Origin of the sequence: Caulobacter sp. 17J80-11, assembly GCF_014349105.1 — a bacterium.
Taxonomy (GTDB): domain Bacteria; phylum Pseudomonadota; class Alphaproteobacteria; order Caulobacterales; family Caulobacteraceae; genus 17J80-11.
Window position 1 is genome coordinate 18,551 of record NZ_JACSJI010000004.1, and the last position, 13,509, is coordinate 32,059.

Annotated in this window: 15 protein-coding genes; 8 read left to right on the forward strand and 7 right to left on the reverse strand. The window is 71.2% G+C overall.

What is annotated here, in order from left to right:
- Nucleotides 1-74: 74 nt before the first annotated feature.
- From H8B08_RS05550 to phhA, 4 genes are all read left to right on the forward strand, one after another.
- The gene (locus H8B08_RS05550; protein ID WP_187449212.1) at nucleotides 75-599 is read left to right on the forward strand and encodes a hypothetical protein; all 525 of its coding nucleotides are present in this window, start codon (nucleotides 75-77) and stop codon (nucleotides 597-599) included.
- Complete coding sequence (locus tag H8B08_RS05555; protein ID WP_187449213.1) at nucleotides 596-1,147, forward strand: hypothetical protein; 552 nt, start codon at nucleotides 596-598, stop codon at nucleotides 1,145-1,147. Before H8B08_RS05550 ends, H8B08_RS05555 begins: the two co-directional genes overlap by 4 nt.
- Nucleotides 1,140-1,586, forward strand: coding sequence for a hypothetical protein (locus tag H8B08_RS05560; RefSeq protein WP_187449214.1), 447 nt, complete (start codon nucleotides 1,140-1,142; stop codon nucleotides 1,584-1,586). The genes H8B08_RS05555 and H8B08_RS05560 overlap by 8 nt, the downstream gene beginning before the upstream one ends.
- Nucleotides 1,587-1,659: 73 nt before the next feature.
- On the forward strand, nucleotides 1,660-2,544 hold the full coding sequence (gene phhA / locus H8B08_RS05565) for a phenylalanine 4-monooxygenase (protein WP_187449215.1): 885 nt from the start codon (nucleotides 1,660-1,662) through the stop codon (nucleotides 2,542-2,544).
- 122 nt (nucleotides 2,545-2,666) lie between these two features.
- Here phhA and H8B08_RS05570 read toward each other — a convergent pair whose 3' ends face one another.
- The 4 genes from H8B08_RS05570 to H8B08_RS05585 all read right to left on the reverse strand — a co-directional run bounded on the left by H8B08_RS05570 (nucleotide 2,667) and on the right by H8B08_RS05585 (nucleotide 5,304).
- The gene (locus H8B08_RS05570) at nucleotides 2,667-3,431 is read right to left on the reverse strand and encodes a hypothetical protein (RefSeq protein ID WP_187449216.1); all 765 of its coding nucleotides are present in this window, start codon (nucleotides 3,429-3,431) and stop codon (nucleotides 2,667-2,669) included.
- A 57-nt stretch (nucleotides 3,432-3,488) separates the two neighbouring features.
- Nucleotides 3,489-4,415 carry a hypothetical protein gene (locus H8B08_RS05575; RefSeq protein WP_187449217.1) on the reverse strand — a complete coding sequence of 309 codons (927 nt, stop codon included), beginning with the start codon at nucleotides 4,413-4,415 and terminating at the stop codon, nucleotides 3,489-3,491.
- Between the two features lie 8 nt (nucleotides 4,416-4,423).
- The gene (locus tag H8B08_RS05580; RefSeq protein ID WP_222934334.1) at nucleotides 4,424-4,732 is read right to left on the reverse strand and encodes a hypothetical protein; all 309 of its coding nucleotides are present in this window, start codon (nucleotides 4,730-4,732) and stop codon (nucleotides 4,424-4,426) included.
- A 182-nt stretch (nucleotides 4,733-4,914) separates the two neighbouring features.
- Nucleotides 4,915-5,304 carry a hypothetical protein gene (locus H8B08_RS05585; protein ID WP_187449218.1) on the reverse strand — a complete coding sequence of 130 codons (390 nt, stop codon included), beginning with the start codon at nucleotides 5,302-5,304 and terminating at the stop codon, nucleotides 4,915-4,917.
- 167 nt (nucleotides 5,305-5,471) lie between these two features.
- Here H8B08_RS05585 and H8B08_RS05590 point away from each other — a divergent pair, with 167 nt between their 5' ends.
- Nucleotides 5,472-7,934 (forward strand): ATP-binding protein, encoded by a 2,463-nt coding sequence (locus H8B08_RS05590; protein WP_187449219.1) that lies wholly within the window; start codon nucleotides 5,472-5,474, stop codon nucleotides 7,932-7,934.
- On the opposite strand, the gene H8B08_RS05595 is transcribed toward H8B08_RS05590, so the two are convergent.
- The 3 genes from H8B08_RS05595 to H8B08_RS05605 form a co-directional block, all read right to left on the reverse strand.
- On the reverse strand, nucleotides 7,876-8,703 hold the full coding sequence (locus H8B08_RS05595) for a hypothetical protein (protein ID WP_187449220.1): 828 nt from the start codon (nucleotides 8,701-8,703) through the stop codon (nucleotides 7,876-7,878). The two genes, H8B08_RS05590 and H8B08_RS05595, sit on opposite strands and share 59 nt — an antisense overlap.
- 88 nt (nucleotides 8,704-8,791) lie before the next feature.
- Complete coding sequence (locus H8B08_RS05600; protein ID WP_222934335.1) at nucleotides 8,792-9,106, reverse strand: hypothetical protein; 315 nt, start codon at nucleotides 9,104-9,106, stop codon at nucleotides 8,792-8,794.
- A gap of 95 nt (nucleotides 9,107-9,201) precedes the next feature.
- On the reverse strand, nucleotides 9,202-10,794 hold the full coding sequence (locus H8B08_RS05605) for a serine hydrolase (RefSeq protein WP_187449221.1): 1,593 nt from the start codon (nucleotides 10,792-10,794) through the stop codon (nucleotides 9,202-9,204).
- A gap of 173 nt (nucleotides 10,795-10,967) precedes the next feature.
- On the opposite strand from H8B08_RS05605, the gene H8B08_RS05610 reads away from it, so the two are divergent.
- The 3 genes from H8B08_RS05610 to H8B08_RS05620 all read left to right on the forward strand — a co-directional run bounded on the left by H8B08_RS05610 (nucleotide 10,968) and on the right by H8B08_RS05620 (nucleotide 13,104).
- Nucleotides 10,968-11,171, forward strand: coding sequence for a hypothetical protein (locus H8B08_RS05610; RefSeq protein ID WP_187449222.1), 204 nt, complete (start codon nucleotides 10,968-10,970; stop codon nucleotides 11,169-11,171).
- A gap of 87 nt (nucleotides 11,172-11,258) precedes the next feature.
- Nucleotides 11,259-11,480: a hypothetical protein gene (locus tag H8B08_RS05615; protein WP_187449223.1), complete on the forward strand. Its 222-nt coding sequence runs from the start codon at nucleotides 11,259-11,261 to the stop codon at nucleotides 11,478-11,480.
- 139 nt (nucleotides 11,481-11,619) lie between these two features.
- Nucleotides 11,620-13,104, forward strand: a complete 1,485-nt coding sequence (locus H8B08_RS05620; RefSeq protein WP_187449224.1) for an arylsulfatase — start codon at nucleotides 11,620-11,622, stop codon at nucleotides 13,102-13,104.
- Nucleotides 13,105-13,509: the final 405 nt, after the last annotated feature.

A 13,509-nucleotide genomic window follows, 5' to 3' on the forward strand; every position in this document is an offset into this window, starting at 1 on the left:
CAATCCGCGCCGCCGTTAGGGTCCGGGCAAGGCCCGGCGCCCGATGATCCCGGCGAATGCGGGAGCAGCCGGACGTGCGTGCGTATCCAGGGTTCGGCCGGCGCCGGCCGCCGGAAGACATCTCCAGCCGCCCTGCGTCGGCCGACTGGGCCGGACCCGCGCCCGCCGAGGCGCCGGCCGAGCCCACGCCGGGGGTGAACTGGGGCAGGCGGCTGAAACTGCTGGTCCTGAGCATCCCGATCGCCTTCGCCTGGCAAGAACTGGAACTGGCCAACGCCCGTCAGGCGGCCTCCGACGTGTCGCCAGGGCTCCGGATCGCGGCCGCGCGCTACCAGACGCCTAAGGGGTGTCCGGGGGCGGCCTGGGACGAGGGGCAGCGGATGCCCAGGGCCTGTCTGCGCGGGTACGGCATCTCCTCTGGGGAGACCTGGGCCTACGGCTTGACGCCTCCGCCGCCGAGCAGTTCGGGGCTGGCCCTCCAGGTCTGGTTCCGGGCCGGCGACGACGCGGTCCTGGCCCATTGCGGGCTGCTGGTCGGCTGCAAGGCCACCCATATCGTGCGCGGCCGCTTCTACGACGCCTGGGAGCCGCGTGCATGATGCGCAAGGTTTTCGGCCGGCGCGGACGCGAGCCGGCGCCGTCGGCGACGGACGGGCGATCCGAGCTGGACGCCTGGCGGCGCGAGCGGCTGGACGTGGCCTACGAGAAGATCGAGCTGCGTACGAAGCGCGCGCGCAAGCCGTGGCTGGAGGCCGGGCTGATCCTGGCGGCGATCGTGACGGCGCTGGCCCCCGACCTGACCCTGCTGGGCGACCTCGCCCCGGGCGCGGCCGACCTGTCGCCGGGCCTGAAGGTGTCGTCCAGGTCTTACGAGGCGCCGGACGGTTGCCGCTCCCGTCTGAACTGGCGGGCGGGCGACTGGATGGCCTTCGCCTGCCTGAACGGGGGCGCGGCCCTGCCGGACTGGAAGCTGGAGGCCTACGGCCTGGGGCGGCCGAACCGCTCGCGCGGCCGCACCGGCCGCTCGCTCCGGCAGAAGTGGGTGAGGGTGGGGCCCGACGCCCTGCTGGTCCGCTGCGGCCGGCTGGTCGGCTGCCGGGTCACGCGGGTGGTGGCCGACCGCTTCATGGAGAACGTGGGTGGTTGACGCGAAGCGGCGACGTCGGAATTCCGGGGATGACAGCTGGGCGCTGGCCGGGCTGGCCGCGGTCGCGGCGATCCTGCTCGGCTCCGACCTGTGGCTGTTCGGTCCCCCGAAGCCCGAGGCGTTCGACCTGGAGCCGGGGCTGCGCGTCGCGGCCGGCCCCTACCGCCGTCCGGAGGGCTGTCCCACGCGCTATTGGCGGACGCAGGATTGGATCGCGCGCGCCTGCCTGGAAGACGGGGCGAGGATCGGGACCTGGGGCGGTCGCCGCTACGGGCTCAGTTCGCCGGCCGAGGGCCAGTCCCACGGGGCGGCGCAGGCCTGGGTGCGGGCCGACGACGACGCCGTCCTGGTCGAATGCCACCGCCTTGGCGGCTGCCGGGTGGCCGGCGTGGTCCGCGGCCGGTTCAGCCCCGAACCCGCCGTGTCGGCGACCCCGTAAGGGCTCGCCGGCGGTATCCCCCGCGACGCTCGCGCGTTAGACTCGCTCCCGTTTCAGGGTATAGGCGTTCGCCATGAGCGACTTCGAGCACGTCTTCGACACCCCGCCGCCGGGCGCGGCGGCGGACTGGACCATTCCGCAGGACTGGGACGCCTACACCGACGTCGAGCACCAGACCTGGGTGACGCTCTACGAGCGGCAGATGAAGATCCTGCCGGGCCGGGCCTGCGACGCCTTCATGAAGGGGCTGGACGCGCTGGACCTGCACGGCGGCGGCATTCCCGACTTCCGCAGGATGAACGAGGCGCTGCAGAAGCTGACCGGCTGGACCGTCGTGGCGGTGCCGGGGCTGGTGCCCGACGACGTGTTCTTCGACCACCTGGCCAACCGCCGCTTCCCGGCTGGCCAGTTCATCCGCAAGCCGGACCAGCTGGACTATATCCAGGAGCCGGACGTCTTCCACGACGTGTTCGGCCACGTTCCCATGCTGTCGGACCCGACCTTCGCCGACTACATGGAGGCCTACGGCAAGGGCGGCGCCCGCGCGCTCGCGCTCGGCCAACTGAAGAACCTGGCGCGGCTCTACTGGTACACCGTCGAGTTCGGCCTGATGGAGACGCCGCAGGGGCTGCGCATCTACGGCGCCGGCATCGTCTCGTCGAAGACCGAGAGCGTGTTCTCGCTCGAGGACGCCTCGCCCAACCGCCTGGGCTTCGACCTGGAGCGGGTGATGCGCACCCTCTACCGGATCGACGACTTCCAGCAGGTCTACTTCGTCATCCCCTCGATCGAGAGCCTGCTGGCCGAGACCACCAGGGACTTCGGCGCGATCTACGCCCGCGTGAAGGATCTACCGGACCTGCCGATCGAAGAGATCCTGGCGTCGGACAAGGTCTTCACCCGCGGCACCCAGGCCTACGCCACGGCCGGCGGCCGGTTCGCGAAGAAGGCGAGCTGAGCGGGGCGCGCCCGCTAGACCCCCACAGTCCGTTTGTCCCGGCGAAAGCCGTGACCCAGCTGCGACCTCAGCGGGCCTGATCTGGGCCCCGGCCAGCCGGTCGTGCGGGGAAGGGCTTACGCCTACCGCCCGCCGGTGCTCGGCCCGACCGCGGCGGCCTCTGTGACGCCCAGCGAGGGGAAGATTTCGGCCAGGGCGCGCGTCTCGGGCAGGACATAGACGATGCCGCCGCGCTGTTTGAAGGCCGGCGTCACCACCTCGTCGAAGAAGGCGTCGGGCACGTTGATGCAGCCGTAGGTGATGCGGTTGTCCGCCGGGCTCGGCGACTTCAGGCGCTGCCAGCGGCCCTCGCGCGGACCGGAGCGGCTGAGCTCGCGAAGCGGATGCAGGGCGACCGCCGCGTCGTAGTCCATCCACAGGGACTTCTTCTTGCCGCCGTTGGGCCGGAAGCTGGTCAGGAAACGACCCGCCGGGGTGGTGCGTTCGCCCGGCTTGATCTTCTCGATGGGCCGCTTGCCGATGCCGGGCACGGAATCGTCGCCGGCGGCGTAGCCCAGCAGCACCGGCACGGCCCCGTTCGGACTGCCGTCGGCGTTGAAGACGAAGACCGCGGCCTTGTGCTTGTCGATGACGACGAAGGGCAAGCCGCCGTTGTCGTGGCTCGCGATGATCCCTGCGACCAGGCCGGTCACGGCCGGCGAGGCCACGGGCGTGGCGAGCTGCACCGGCTTGGCCTTGGCTTTGGCCCTGGCGGCGGGCTTGGAGGACTTGGCGGCTTGGGCGGGCTTGGCGGCGGCGGGCGTCGCGACCGCGCCGGCGGCCAGCAGCCCCAGCCCCAGCGCGCAGGCGGCGAGCGTCGACTTCAGATGATCGCGGACGGCCGACACGTTAGCTCCCAAGACGCACTCCCGAATTTTACGCGCTGGGCGCGGTGAAGCTGGTGGTTATCCACCCCCTCCGGCGCCCGGTCGAGACGCCCGCGTGGCGCTGCGGTCTTCTGCCGCGGCGGCGGACTCCCGGTGATCTTCCACGGCGGCGGTCGCCTCCGGCGCGTCGGACTTCGCGCGCCGGGAAAACAACTTCCGCCAGCCCTTCTTTTCGCCCTGCGCCGAAACCTTGGTGAAGCCGGCGTCCTGGCCCAGCGTCGGGAAGACGTCGTGCAGCGGCCGCGCCTCAGGCAGGACGTAGACGATCCCGTCGCCGTCCTTGAACACCGGCGCCACCACCTTGTCGAAGAAGGCGTCCGGCACGTTGATGCAGCCGAAGGTGATGCGGTTGTCGCCCGCGCTCGCGGTCTTCAGCCGCTGCAGGCGATGCTCCCGCGGATCGGACAGGGTCACTTCGCGCACCGGGTGCAGCGAGATGGCGGCGTCGTAGTCGACCCACAACACCTGCTTGGGGCCGTTCGGCCGGAAGCCGGCCTCGAAGCGGCCGGCGGGCGTGGTGCGCTCCTCGGGCGTGATCTGGGCCAGGGGGCGCTCGCCGATGCCGGGCACGGAATCGTCGCCGGGCGCGAAGCCGATCAGGGCCGGGCTCGCCGCGTTCAGGGTCCCGTCGGGACGATAGACGAAGACGGCGGCCTGCAGCTTGTCGACAATGACGAACGGTCGCTCGGCGTTGTCGTGGCGGGCGACCACCCAGTCGGCGAAGGCCGTCACGGTGTCCGAGGCGGCGATCTTCGCGGCCTTGGCCGGCTTGGCCCTGGTCGCGGTTTTCTCAGGTCTGGGCCTGGACGCGGCCTCGGCCGGCGTGACGAGCACGCCGGCCGAAACCAGGCCGAGGCCTAGCGCGCAGGCCGCGAGGGCGGTCCTCAGGCGGCCGCTGGAAGCCGCCGCCTGTCCATCCCGGACCGTCCTCGCGAGCCTGCGCACGGCGCGCCTCAGTTCCGGGGGGACCGGACGGTGGCGGCGCGCTGACGCTCCAGAGCATCCACGCGGCCCGAGAGCTGGTCGATGCGCTGGTTGGCGGTCCGGGCTTCGCCGGCGGCGGCCTGGGCCGCGCTGGAAGCGGCGTCGGCGCGCTGGGCGGCGTCCTGCGCCTTCGCGTCGACCGCGTCGATGCGGGTGTTCACGCCGGCGATCTGCTCGTCGACATACTTCGTCGAGGCGCAGGCCCCGAGGCTGGACGCGCCGAGGAGCAGGATGGAGGCGAGCCAGACACCCGGCTTCCGAACGTTGGCTTGGGTCATAGTTTCCAAGTTCCCTTGTTGCGGAATTTGGAATGTTCCTCCGACGCTGCGGTTCCACACTAAATGCACCGCTTGCACGCGTCGCGGCGCGCGCCGGCTGAAGATCCCGAAGGAATGCGCGCAGTTTCAGCCACTTACGCCCGATGGGCGCAAAAATGCTGATTTCTGCAAATTTCGCCGGGTCAGGCCCGCTTCGGCTTCGGCCGGCTGAGTTCGATCAGCTTGACCCATCCGACCAGGGTCATGGTCAGAAGGCCCGCGCCCCACAGCAGGCCGTAGATCCACGTCGGCGTGTCGTGGAGGCCGAAGGCCTCGGCGATCCCGAAGCCCGAGGCGGTGGCGAACAGCAGGATGGCCAGCACGTCGGCCCCGGCGATCAGGCGCAGGCCGCGGCCCTTCTGCCGCCCGGCGCGGGTGAACAGGAAGCCGGTGATGCTGCACGCCACGGCCAGGACGACCAGGTGAGGCGCGAGCGCGTCCTGCACCACGGGCCCCAGCGGCGTGCGGGCGAACCAGCAGGCGAAGGCCGCCGCGAACAACGCAATCGACGACAGGTGGAAGACTGCGCTCATCCGAGCCTCCTGTGGTCCCACCGACGGCGCGCATGGTCGCGGCGTAAAGCGTGTCTGTCCAGCGTGCGCGGCCACGCGTCACGTAGAGTTGCGGCAGGGGCCTGCTTAACCACTCGATAGCCGTCGACCTGTAGGGAAGCCGGCTTCTCCGGGGAGCACGCGGCCGAGTGGGCGGGGCGAGCGCGATCGCGAACAACAAGTCTTTGAGGGCGTGGGCGGATTTCCGGGCGGCTGCGGCCTGCGCGCTTGTCGTGTTCGGCTGCGTGGTGGGGAGCCTGGCCTTCACCACCGAAGCCGACCGGCTGGCCGCGCTGTGGCCGGCCAACGCCGCCATGCTGGCCCTGGTGCTGCGCAACCCGGCGCGGCGGACCGACCTGCTGATGGTGTCGGCCTGGACGGCCAATCTGCTCGCCAACCTGGCGGTCGAGCTGGCGCCGATGCGCGCCGTGACTCTGGCGACGGCGAACTGCGCCGAGGTCGCCATCGCCGTCGAACTGCTGCGCCGGATCGGCGGGCCGACCTTGGACCTGACGCGGCTGCGTCATCTGAAGGCGCTGGCCCTGGCGGCGCTGGCCGCGCCGATGGTGAGCGGGGCCGTGGCGTCCGTCGCGCTGAACCTGCTGGAGGGCGCGCCGGTGCTGTCGAGCTTCGTGCACTGGTGGGCCACCGACGGGCTGGGCATGCTGGTGCTGACGCCGGCCTTCCTGCTGCTGTCGCCCCGCCGCATGGGACGCCTGTGGCGACCGGAGCTGCGTCGCGGGAGCCTGGGGCTGGCCGTGCTGCTGGCGCTCGCCCTGGCCGTGGTGTTCGGCCAGTCGCGCTACCCGCTGGGCGTGCTGGCGCCGGTGGTGCTGATGCTGATCGCCTTCCAGCGCGGGGTGACGGGCGCGGCCTTGGGCCTGCTGGCGACCGCCGTGGTCGGCAGCGCGGCGACCATGCATGGCTTCGGGCTGCTGGCGCGTGTCGAGACCCAGACCGAACAGGCGCTGGTGCTGCAGGCGTATCTGGCGGTGACGGTGGCCGGCGCCCTGCCGGTGGCCGTCAGCATGGCCCAGCGCCGGCGGCTGGAGCGCTCGCTGACCAGCGCCCGCGCCGAGGCCGAGCGCAGCGAGCGGCGCTATCGCCTGGTCGCCGATCACTCGACCGACGTGATCACCCACCTGGACGTGACGGGACGCGCCACCTTCATCTCGCCGTCGTCCGCAGCCCTGATCGGGCACGCGCCCGAGCGGCTGATCGGAACCGCCACCCTGGACCTCGTTCATCCCGACGACGTCGAGCGGGTGAGGGGCGCCTTCCTGGCGCTGCTGGACCCGGCCGCCCCAGTCCGGGCGATCGAGTGCCGGCTGCGTCACGCCGACGGACGCTGGATCTGGATCGAGGCCAAGCCGACCGCCGTGCGCGGCCCCGACGGCCGGGTGAGCGGCTATGTCGACGTCGTGCGCGACGTCAGCGCCCGCAAGGCGGCGGACGCCGAGCTGGCGGAGGCCAAGCTACAGGCCGAGGCGGCGGCCGCCGCCAAGTCCGACTTCCTGGCCACCATGAGCCACGAACTGCGCACGCCGCTGACCAGCATCATCGGGTTCTCGGGCCTGCTGGCCGGCTCCGAACGGCTGGGGGAGGGGGAGAGCCGCTACGTCGAGCGCATCCGCGTCGCCTCCGAAGCCCTGCTGGGCGTGGTCAACGACGTGCTCGACTTCTCCAGGCTGGAGGCGGGCGCTGTCGAGCTGGACCCGCAGCCGTTCCAGCTGTCGACGCTGGTCGGCGAGACCGTGGGCCTGGTCGCCCAGCAGGCCGAGGCCAAGGGCCTGAGCCTGGAGGCGGGGATCGAACCGGCCGACGCGGTGCTGGTCGGCGACGGGCCTCGCCTGCGCCAGGTGCTGCTGAATTTCCTCGCCAATGCGGTGAAGTTCACCGCCCGCGGCGGCGTCGCCGTTACCGCCGAGGTCCGGCCGGCCGGCCCGGCGCGCGCCCGACTGAAGGTCTCGGTGCGCGACACCGGCATCGGCGTCGCCCCCGACAAGCTGGACCAATTGTTCGACCGCTTCGTACAGGCCGACGGCTCGATCTCGCGCCGGTTTGGCGGCACGGGTCTGGGCCTGGCCATCTCGCGGCGGCTGATCGGCATCATGGGCGGCGAGATCGGCGTGGACACCCGCCCGGGCGAGGGATCGACCTTCTGGTTCGAGGTCGACCTGCCGGTGGTCGACGCGACGGCGCGACCGGTCGCGGCCGCGATCGCGCCCCTGTCGGCCGCGCGGGTGCTGATGGTCGACGACAACGCCGCCAACCGCGAGCTGGGCCGCGCCCTGCTGGAGGCGGCCGGCCTGGAGGTCGACACCGCCTGCGACGGGGTCGAGGCGGTCGAAGCGGTGAAGGCGCAGGCCTACGCCGTGGTGCTGATGGACGTGCACATGCCCGAGATGGACGGCATGGACGCCACCCGCGCCATCCGGGGCCTGGGGCCGCGGTTCGCCAGCCTGCCGATCGTGGCCCTGACCGCCAACGTCCTGCCCGAGGCCGTCGCCCGCTGCCTGGAGGCCGGCATGGACGACCACGTCGGCAAGCCGATCATCCCGGCTCAGCTTTATGCCGCGCTCGGCCGTTGGCTTCCCGCGGAGGCGGCTTAGGCGCCGCCTTTTCGGCCACCAGCTCCGGACGCCGCTCGAACATCGGGAAGACGTCGTCCAGCGGCCGCGTCTCCGGCAGGATGTAGACCACGCCCTTGGCGCCGGCGAAGGCCGGGCGGATCACCTCGTCGAAGAAGGCGTCCGGCACGTTGATGCAGCCGAAGGTGATGCGGTTGTCCTTGGGGGTGGGGGAGTTCAACCGGGACAGGCGGCGCTCCCGCGGATCGACCAGGGTCACCTGCCGTAGCGGGTGCATGGAGATGGCCGTTTCATAGTCCACCCAGAGGACTTCTTCCTTGCCGGGGCCCTTCCCGAAGGCGGCCACGAACCGGCCGGCCGGGGTGGTGCGCTCCTCGGGCCGGATGTTGGAGAGTTCGCGGTCGCCCACGCCCGGCGTGCTGTCGTCGCCGTGGGCCAGGCCGATCAGCACGGGCGCGAGGCCCGTCATCCGGCCCTGCGGGTCGAACACGAACACCTCGGTCTCGATCTTGTCGATGACGACGAAGGGGAGGCCCTCGTTGTCGCCCGAAGCGACCACCCAGTCGGCGAAACTGGCCACGGTCGCAGCCGCGAAGGCCCACGCGCGTCCGGCTTCTTCTTTCGCCTTCGGATCTTCTTTCGCCTTCGGATCTTCGGCTGTCGGCGCGGCCGCTTTCGCCGCGACAGCCTTCTTGGCCGCCGCGTAGGCCGGAGGCGCGGACGCCCCGGCCGCAAGGACGCAGAGGCACGCGGTCCAGGCCGCGAGCGCCGTCCTTAGGGGATAGCGCATAGCCCGCTCCAATGAACGCAGGACGAGCCGCCGATCGCGGACGCCGGGGCCGCACTTAACCCCGGACGTCCGTGTCGCTCACGTCAGGTCAGTTCCGGGGCTTCTTGGTCTGCTGCATCTGCATGGCCCGCTGCTCGAGGCCGTCGACCCTCTGGGTCAACTGGTCGAGCCGCTGGTTGGCCGTGCGAGCTTCGCCCGCGGCCGCCTGGGCCGCGCTTCCCGCAGCGTCCGCGCGTTGGATCGCGTCGTTCGCCTTGGCGTCGACCCCGTCGATGCGACTGTTCACGGCGGCGATCTGCTCGTCCACGTACTTCGTCGATGCGCACGCGCCGAGAGACGAACCGCCCACGAGCAGAATCGCAGCGAGCCAGACACCTGCCTTCGGATTCTTCAGCCGGGTCATTTTTCCCAAAGTCCTCGCTATGGACCTCTGATTGTCCTCCAATCGGGGTCGCGCAGATATCGGGTGAACCCCCTAGGGCATATACGGGGGTGCGCTTAGGCGCCGACCCGTTTGAAACGCAGGTGCTGGAAGTCGTAGCTGAAGTCCGCCAGCGGCGAGAACGCCTTGGCCGTCACCTCGACCGGACGGCCGCGCTTCACGGCGAAGGTCAGGACGGCGTCCTCCACCGTCGGGTCGGCGAAGCGGGTGCGGAAGGCGTCCGGGCCCCAGGGCTCCAGCGGCCCCCGGAAGGCGGGGGTCTTCAGGAAGGCGACCCTCAGGCCCTCGCCGTCGCGGCGGATCTCGAGGTCGCCGTACCAGGGATCGCGATACAGGCCGGCGTAGCGGGCCAGCGGCGCGGTCGGGCCGCCGACGGGCTTGCCGGTGTCGGTGGCTTTCAGGGTGGCCAGCGCCGTCGCGCGGCGGGTCTGGCCGCGATTGCGATAGTAGGCCACCCAGTCGAAGGCCGGCGCACCCATCATCCGGTCCAGCAGGGCGTTGCGCAGGCCGTTCTGCACGCCGACCTCCTCGGCGTTGGTCAGCACGGCGATCCCGACCCCGCGGCCGGGGATCATGGCGGTGGCGGTCAGCTGGCCGTTCATGGCCCCGCCGTGGGCCACGACCCGCTCGCCGCGCCAGTCGAACACCTGCCAGCCCAGCGCGTAGGTCGCGAACAGCGAACGGCCCGGTTCGTCGGACGTGGGGCCGGCCGAGGTCCCGATCAGGGTCTGCGGCGTCCACATCTCCGCCGACTGGATCTCGCTCCACACCGACTTGCCGTCGGGACCGAGGCCGCGGTTGAGCTGGATGCGCAGCCAGGCGGCCATGTCGCGCGCGCCGGCCTGCACGCCGCCGGCCGGGGCGAAGGAGTCGGTCTCCTGGCGCTCCACCACCCGCATCTCGCCCATGCCGTAGACCGGCCCGCCCAGGCGGGCGTGGCGGGCCGAGATGTCCGCCGTGCGGACCAGGGAAGGGGCGGGGACGGCCTGGGCCATGCCGGCGGGCCTGAGCACGCGCTCGGTGACGAAGCTCTCCCAGCTGGTCCCGGTCACGCGCTCGATCAGCTGGCCGGCGGCCACGTAGAGCACGTTGTCGTAGTCGTAGCCGGTGCGGAAGCCGCGCACCGGCTCCAGAAAGCGCAGGCCGTGCACCACCTCGGCGCGGGTGTGGGTGGTGGTCGGCCAGATCATCAGGTCGCCGGCCCCCAGCGGCAGGCCGCTGCGGTGGGTCAGCAGGTCGCGCACGGTCATGGCCGCGGTGGTGGCCGGATCGTACATGGCGAAGTCGGGCAGGCGCCGGACCACCGGCTCGTCCCAGGCCAGCTTGCCCTCGTCGACCAGGATGGCCAGCGCCGCGGCGGTCATGGCCTTGGTGTTGGAGGCGACGGCGAACAGGGTGTCGGGACCGACCGGCTCGGGCGCGCCCAGCTTGCGCACGCCCCAGCCCCGGGTCAGGTCGGGCTGGCCCGGCCGCACCACCGCCAGGGCCACGCCGGGCGTGCCGAACTCGGCCATGAAGGCGTGGACCAGGCCGTCGAGATCGGCCAGCGGGTCGGTCGCCTGCGCCCAGGCCGGACGTGCGACTGCGGCGGCCAGACCGACCGCCGCCCCGGACGCCAGCAGCGCCCGCCGATGGATGAACCCGCTCACGCCCAGATCCCCGACTCGCTTCGGCTCGAAGCATCACGGTTGCGGACGGCTTGGCAATGCGGTCTGCGGCCGCGCCGCGACAGGGCCGCGACGATCTGCCCGGTTCACGCCGCCAGGGGGAAGCCTAGCTTGGCCTTGGCGGGGGGCGCGCAAGAACAAGAGGGAGCGAGGCCATGGCCTTCGATCTCGGCCCCGAGCCGCACCACCCCGCCTGCCCCAGCTGCAAGCGTCCGGTGACCGACGACGACGCGGCCACCCGGCTGGTGTTCCGCGAGGACCAGAGCGGCTGGCTCGGCTTTTCCGGCCTGTGGCACGACCTGTGTTCGCGCCCTTACTGGGAGAAGGCCGCGCGCATCATGGGCCGGCTGGACGGCTGAGGCCGCGACGATCCGCGCGGTTCGCAAGGGCGACCGAGGTTCTAGCTTGTCGGGGCGCGCGAGCGGCGCGCGTCTGCGAGCTGGACCATGGCCTTCGATCTCGAACCCGGCGGCGACCCGCGCGGTCCCTGGTGCCCCAAGTGCAAGCTGCCGGTGATGAAGGGCCAGCCGACCACCCGCATGGTGTTCCCGGAGGACCCAGACGGCCTGCGCGGCCTCTCCGGCCAGTGGCACGGCGAGTGCGCCCGGCCGTACTGGGACACGCTCACGCCGATGCTGGACATGCTGAAGCGGATGGGCGGCGGCTGATCCGAAGATTCCCCAGCGCTACGCTCGGGGGATCTGCACAGCCGCCTAGGTGTTCGGCGGGACGGGGCTCAGGGCGCGCCTGATAGGCCCGCGACGGCCGCCGTGTTCGGGTGCCGCTTTCACGAGAGCGGAGGCGACCATGCCGGGCGGCAAGCCGAACATCTTGTTCATCATGGGCGACGACATCGGCTGGTTCAACGTCAGCGCTTACAACCACGGGGTCATGGGCTATCGCACGCCCAATATCGACCGCATCGCCAAGGAAGGGGCGATGTTCACCGACTGGTACGGCCAGCAGAGCTGCACGGCCGGGCGGGCCGCCTTCATCACCGGTCAGTCGCCGATCCGCACCGGCCTGACCAAGGTCGGCTTGCCGGGCGCGGACCTGGGCCTTCGGGCGGAGGACCCGACCGTCGCGGACGTGCTGAAGGCGCAAGGCTACGCCACCGGCCAGTTCGGCAAGAACCACCTGGGCGACCGCGACGAGTTCCTGCCCACCGTCCACGGCTTCGACGAGTTCTTCGGGAACCTCTACCACCTCAACGCCGAAGAAGAGCCGGAGAACCCGGACTATCCCAAGGACCCGAAGTTCAAGGAGAAGTTCGGCCCGCGCGGCGTGTTGAAGTGCAAGGCCGACGGCAAGGGCGGCCAGAGCATCGAGAACACCGGACCGCTGACCCGCACGCGCATGGAGACCATCGACGAGGAGTTCCTGGCCGCAGCCAAGGACTTCATCACGCGCAAGCAGGCCGAGGGCGGACCGTGGTTCTGCTACTTCAACTCCACCCGCATGCACATCTTCACGCACCTGAAGAAGGAGAGCCAGGGCGTGACCGGGCTGGGGGTCTATCCGGACGGCATGGTCGAGCACGACGGCCATGTCGGTCAGCTGCTGGGCCTGCTGGAGGAACTGGGCTGCGCCGACGACACGGTGGTGGTCTACACCACCGACAACGGCGCCGAGGTGATGAGCTGGCCCGACGGCGGCTCGACCCCGTTCCGCGGCGAGAAGGCCACGAACTGGGAGGGCGGCTTCCGGGTGCCCTGCCTGATCCGCTGGCCGGGGGTGATCGAGCCCGGTCGGGTGGTCAACGACATCTGCGCCCACGAGGACTTCCTACCCACCTTCGCGGCCGCGGCCGGCGAGACCGACATCGTCGGCAAGCTGAAGGCCGGCCACACGCTGGGCGGGCGCAAGTTCAAGGTCCACCTCGACGGCAAGAACCTGCTGCCGTTCCTCAAGGGGCAGGAGGAGGAAAGCCCGCGCGAGGGCTTCCTCTACTGGAGCGACGACGGCGACCTGATGGCCATCCGGGTGCGCCAGTGGAAGGTCGCGTTCATGGAGCAGGAGCACACCGGCCTCGACGTCTGGAAGCGTGAGTTCGCGAACCTGCGCGCGCCGAACATGTACAACCTGCGCTCCGACCCGTTCGAGCGCGGCACCGAGAGCTTCGAGTACGGCAAGTGGATGGCCGACCGCGCTTTCCTGATCGTGCCCGCTCAGGCGATCGCGGCGCAGTGGCTGGAGAGCTTCAAGGAATTCCCGCCGCGGCAGAAGCCGGCCAGCTTCAGCCTCGGCGAGGTGATGGAGAAGATGACGACGGCCAGCCCCAGCCAGAATTGACCGCCGAGGCCCGCTCAGGCGCCCCCTGAGCGGGCTTAGGGCCGACACCGGCGCCCGCCGAGGGCGGGGAGAGTGCGGACCACCTGAGCCGCGCCCAGCCCCCTAGGTGATCGACAGCCCCAGCCTAGGGGCCCGCCTGATGGTTCTGCTCCGTGTTGCGGTGCTCCGTGCTCCATCCAAACGAGCGGAGGCCGACGACCAGGCGATGGAGAAGATGACCGAGGTCGCCTTCGGAGCGCATAGACGGGGAGGCCGCCATGGCCCGTCAGACCCGTCGTGCGACCTTCGCGCTCGCCGCCCTGCTGCCGACCGACCAGAAGGCCATAATGGAGCTCGTCGCGGCGACCCACGCCGGGATGACCACAGCCGGCTGGACAAGGCCTGGGCGGCCATGCGCGGCTGGCC

What these genes read in the sequence shown, in the direction of transcription:
- H8B08_RS05555 (WP_187449213.1), top strand. Translation starts at nt 596, where the DNA reads ATGATGCGCAAGGTTTTCGGCCGGCGCGGACGCGAGCCGGCGCCGTCG.
- phhA (WP_187449215.1), top strand. Translation starts at nt 1,660, where the DNA reads ATGAGCGACTTCGAGCACGTCTTCGACACCCCGCCGCCGGGCGCGGCG.
- H8B08_RS05580 (WP_222934334.1), bottom strand. Translation starts at nt 4,732, where the DNA reads ATGACCCAAGCCAACGTTCGGAAGCCGGGTGTCTGGCTCGCCTCCATC.
- H8B08_RS05585 (WP_187449218.1), bottom strand. Translation starts at nt 5,304, where the DNA reads ATGAGCGCAGTCTTCCACCTGTCGTCGATTGCGTTGTTCGCGGCGGCC.
- H8B08_RS05595 (WP_187449220.1), bottom strand. Translation starts at nt 8,703, where the DNA reads ATGCGCTATCCCCTAAGGACGGCGCTCGCGGCCTGGACCGCGTGCCTC.
- H8B08_RS05600 (WP_222934335.1), bottom strand. Translation starts at nt 9,106, where the DNA reads ATGACCCGGCTGAAGAATCCGAAGGCAGGTGTCTGGCTCGCTGCGATT.
- H8B08_RS05610 (WP_187449222.1), top strand. Translation starts at nt 10,968, where the DNA reads ATGGCCTTCGATCTCGGCCCCGAGCCGCACCACCCCGCCTGCCCCAGC.
- H8B08_RS05615 (WP_187449223.1), top strand. Translation starts at nt 11,259, where the DNA reads ATGGCCTTCGATCTCGAACCCGGCGGCGACCCGCGCGGTCCCTGGTGC.
- H8B08_RS05620 (WP_187449224.1), top strand. Translation starts at nt 11,620, where the DNA reads ATGCCGGGCGGCAAGCCGAACATCTTGTTCATCATGGGCGACGACATC.